3 protein-coding genes are annotated in these 3981 nt (G+C 73.1%); all 3 read right to left on the bottom strand.

Going from position 1 to position 3981, the window contains the following annotated elements; genetic code table 11:
- Positions 1–1469: GumC family protein (locus MFF42_RS04250; RefSeq protein ID WP_238254646.1), on the bottom strand; the 1469-nt coding region annotated here is incomplete at its 3' end.
- Between the two features lie 76 nt (positions 1470–1545).
- Positions 1546–3093 (bottom strand): exopolysaccharide biosynthesis polyprenyl glycosylphosphotransferase, encoded by a 1548-nt coding sequence (locus MFF42_RS04255; RefSeq protein ID WP_238254647.1) that lies wholly within the window; start codon positions 3091–3093, stop codon positions 1546–1548.
- Between the two features lie 50 nt (positions 3094–3143).
- On the bottom strand, positions 3144–3981 hold an 838-nt coding region (locus tag MFF42_RS04260; RefSeq protein ID WP_238254648.1), incomplete at its 5' end, for an NAD-dependent epimerase/dehydratase family protein.

Genomic DNA, 3981 nt, shown 5'->3' on the forward strand with positions numbered 1-3981 from the left:
TGGCTGCGGTAGCCCCGGTCGCGGCGGTCGAGGGCGAGCGCCAGCACCGAGCCGGCACCGGCGCCGGCGAACAGGCCCAGCCCGAGCACGAGGCCGAGGCCGGGGCCGGTGGGCAGGGTCGGCACCTTGGCCGGCGCCAGCATCTGCGCCATCACCGGCTTGAGCTCGCTCAGGGCGTTGGCGGTCTGGTAGCCCTCGTCGAGGACGCGCAGGCGGTCGCGGGCGGCGGTCGCGTCGGCCTGGAGCGCGCGCAGCTTGGCTTCGAGCGCCTTGCTCTCGATGAGCGAGCGGCGCACCGTCGCGACCCGCGCCTCGGCCGAGGCTTCGAGGCTGCGGGCGGCGCCGAGATCGACCTCCACCAGCTTCAGCACCTCGGCCATGCGGATCTGGAGCCGCTGCTGGAGCGCGGCGATCGCGGCCTTGAGGCGCAGCACGCTGGGGTGGTTGTCGCCGGAGACGGCGGTGAGCTGCTCCAGCTCCTGGCGCAGCTTGCTGTCGTCGGCCAGCATCTGCTGGATCACCGGCGAGATCGTCGTGTCGGCGGCGTTCGGCACGCCGCCGAAGCGCATCACGTCCCCGGCGCGCTGCAGCCGCGCCTCCTCCGCCAGCCGCTTGGCGGTGGCGCTGGACAATTCGGAGAGGGCATCGCGCAATTGCTGCTCGCGCAGGTCCACGCCCTCGCGCACCGATTCGACGAAGCCGGTGCGCTTGCGGAAGGCATCGATCTCGCCGTCCAGGCGGGCGAGTTCGCCGCGCGAGACCTGGATCTGCTCGGCGTACCAGCGGCTCGCCCGCTCGGTGGCGAGCGAGGCCGCCTGCATCTTGCGGGCGAGGTACTCGGTGGCGAAGGTGTTGGCGGTCTCCGCCGCCCGCCGGGGATCGCGATCGCGGTAGCCGATGGTGATCAGGTAGGCCTTGGCGTCGTTGCCGACGGTGAGCCCGCGCAGGAGCCGCGCGGCCTGCGCGTCCCGCTCGGTCTCCTGCTGCGTAGCCCCGTCCTGGCGAGGGCCGGAAGGCGCGGGCAGCGCGGCCTGGACCCGGTTTTCGAGCGCCTGGCGCAGGGAGGCGACCCATCCCGCGGGCTGCGGCTCCTTGGCGGCGTGCTCCGCTTCACCCGACTCGGTCTCGAGCCGGGCCGCCACGGATTGCGCGATGGCGAAGGAGCGGATGATGCGCGCCTCGCTCTCCACCACCGAGGCCGGCTCCAGGGCGATCTGCGGGCCCGACTTGCCGGTCCCGCGCACGTCCTGGGTCTGGCCGAAATCGAACTGGAGCAGCACCTCGGCGGTGTAGCTCGGCGGCAGGGCCAGCGAGGCCGCGCCGGCCGCCAGCGCCGAGAGCCCGGCGATCGCGGCGATCATGATCCGCCGGCGCCAGAGCACCGCGAGGGCGTGCCCCGTGACGGCCTCGTAATGGGCGGTGAGCGAGGGCCGGCCGCCGGACGGCTCGGCTTCGTGGAACGGGTCCATGGGTCACGCCTGCATCGGGATCGAAAGGGAAGCGCATCGGGGGAAGAGGGCCGCCGGACCCTCTTCCGGACCCTCGTCAGCGGGCGCCCTTGGCGGTGAGCACCGCCGGCACCGTCTCGAGGAGGATGTACAGGTCGATCCAGATCGACCAGTTGCGGATGTAGAAGCTGTCCTGCTGCTCCTGGACCGCGAGGTCGCCGTCGCTGCGGGCGGAGATCTGCCACAGCCCGGTCAGGCCCGGCGGCACGCTCGCCCGCAGCGCCTGGAAGGCGGGACCGAACCGCTCGGTGTGGTAGGCCGGAAAGGGCCGGGGCCCGACCACGCTCATGTCGCCGCGCAGCACGTTGAGGAGCTGCGGCAGCTCGTCGAGGCTGGTGCGCCGGATGAAGCCGCCGATGCCGGGCAGGACGCGCGGATCGTCGCGCAGCTTGCAGAACCGGTCCCACTCGCGCCGGGCGGCCTCGTCGGCGGCGAGGTGGCCGGCGAGCCGCGCCTCCGCGTCGCGGAACATGCTGCGCAGCTTGTACACGCGGATGGTGCGGCCATCCCGCCCGACGCGGGGCTGGACGTAGAAGGCGGGTCCCGGGTCGGCGAGCTTCACCGCGAGGGCGAGCACGCCGATCAGCGGCCCGAACAGGATCAGCGCGGGCAGCGTCACGGCGAGATCGACCGCGCGCTTGAGGCGCAGGTTGTGCGGCAAGAAGATCGCCCGGCGCACCACGAGCCCGACGATGGGGCCGAGGCAGCGGGTCTGGAGGCGCACGGTCTCCACCTCCGGCGCCTGGTGCGCCACGATGACCTGCCGGAACGGATGCCGGGTCAGCCAGGCGAAGCGTCCGGGCTCGCGCTCGCCCGGCGTGCAGAGGGCGACCTCGGCCGTCGCCAGCAGCTCCGCCATCCGCTCGGCCCCGCCTTCCTCCTCCGCCGGCCCCGACGGTGCGGCGGCGCGGAAGGGCTCGAGTCCGCTCACGGGCTCCCGGACGATCCCGACCGGCCGCAGGCCGAGTTCGGGCCGCGCGGCGAGGCTGCGGGCGAGCTCGGCCGCGCCCTGGCCGTAGACGATGGTCGCCGCCCCCCACACGCCCCGCCGGACGAGCCGCGCACGCACGAACCCCTCCGCGTAATGCCCGAACGGGATCGAGAGGAGGGCGGCGATTCCGGCGGCGGTCCAGAGCCACGGCGAGGGGCTGCCGCCGACCAGCACGGCGGCGCCGAACGCGAGGGCGGCGGCGAGGCCGCGGCGCCGCAGCCGCTCGATCGGCTCCGCCTCGATCGGCCCGTAGAGGCCGCACAGCGCCAGGGCGGCGATCTGCAGGGCGCACCAGCCGGCCAGCGTGGCCGGCGCGAGGCCGGGGAGCGCCCCGGCCGCCGCCATGACGAGCAGGCTTCCCGCGCAGGCGGCGAGGACGGCGGCGGCATCGCCGCGGACGAGGGCTCCGGTGACGATCCGGCGCCGGGCCCAGGCGGTCGCCTCGGAGCCGGATCGGGCGGCTCCGACGCGCTCCTGCAGACGCTCCTGCAAGCTCCCTTGCAGGCTCTCTTGCACGCGCCCTTTGACGCGCTCCTGCCAGCCGGGGCCCCCGGCCGGCAGGATGCCGGTATTGGCAACATCGACGTCCGGCATGGGCTCGCTCGCGCTGCAGTACCTGCGGGGAGGGACGGAGTTCGGCCGGCCTACTCGGCGGCCTGCCTAGGGGCGGCGTCCGCCTCCCGCTGCGCCTCGTGCTGGGCCTCCTGGATCTGCGCCGCGATCCAGGCATAGGTGGGCTTGAGACCCTCGCGCAGGTGGATGCCGGGCTCCCAGCCCAGGGTCTCGCGCAGGAGGGTGTTGTCGCTGTTGCGCCCGCGCACGCCCTGCGGCTTGCTCAGGTCGAACGACTTGTGGATCGTCTTGCCGGCGGCTTCGGCCACGAGATCGACGAGGCCGCTGATGTTGACGAGCTCGTCCGTGCCGAGGTTGAGCGGCCCGGAATAGTTCGACTGCATGATGCGGTAGATGCCCTCGACGCAGTCATCGACGTACATGAACGAGCGGGTCTGCTGGCCGTCGCCCCAGATGTCGATGGTGCCGCCGTCGGGCGTGCGCGCGACCTTGCGGCAGAGCGCGGCCGGCGCCTTCTCCTTGCCGCCGTCGTAGGTGCCGTAGGGCCCGTAGACGTTGTGGAAGCGGACGGAGCGGGTCGGGAAGCCGTAATCCTCGGTGAAGTACTGGCAGAGCTTCTCCGTGTAGAGCTTCTCCAGGCCGTAGCCCTCCTCGGGGGCGGCCGGGAAGGCATCCTCCTCCTTCAGCGGGATCACGCTCGGCACGTCCTGCAGGTGCTGCGGGTAGACGCAGGCCGAGGAGGAGAACAGGAACCGCTCGACCTTGGCGTCGAAGGCGGCCTTCAGCATCTGCGCGCTGATCATCGTGTTGTTGAAGGTGATCGAGGCGTGCGCGCCGGAGATGTAGCCGATGCCGCCCATGTCGGCGGCGAGGTTGTAGACCTCGTCGACGCCCTTCACCGCCTCGCGG

Origin of the sequence: Methylorubrum podarium, from assembly GCF_022179745.1 — a bacterium.
GTDB classification, from domain to species: domain Bacteria; phylum Pseudomonadota; class Alphaproteobacteria; order Rhizobiales; family Beijerinckiaceae; genus Methylobacterium; species Methylobacterium podarium.

What these genes read in the sequence shown, in the direction of transcription:
- MFF42_RS04255 (WP_238254647.1), bottom strand. Translation starts at nt 3,093, where the DNA reads ATGCCGGACGTCGATGTTGCCAATACCGGCATCCTGCCGGCCGGGGGC.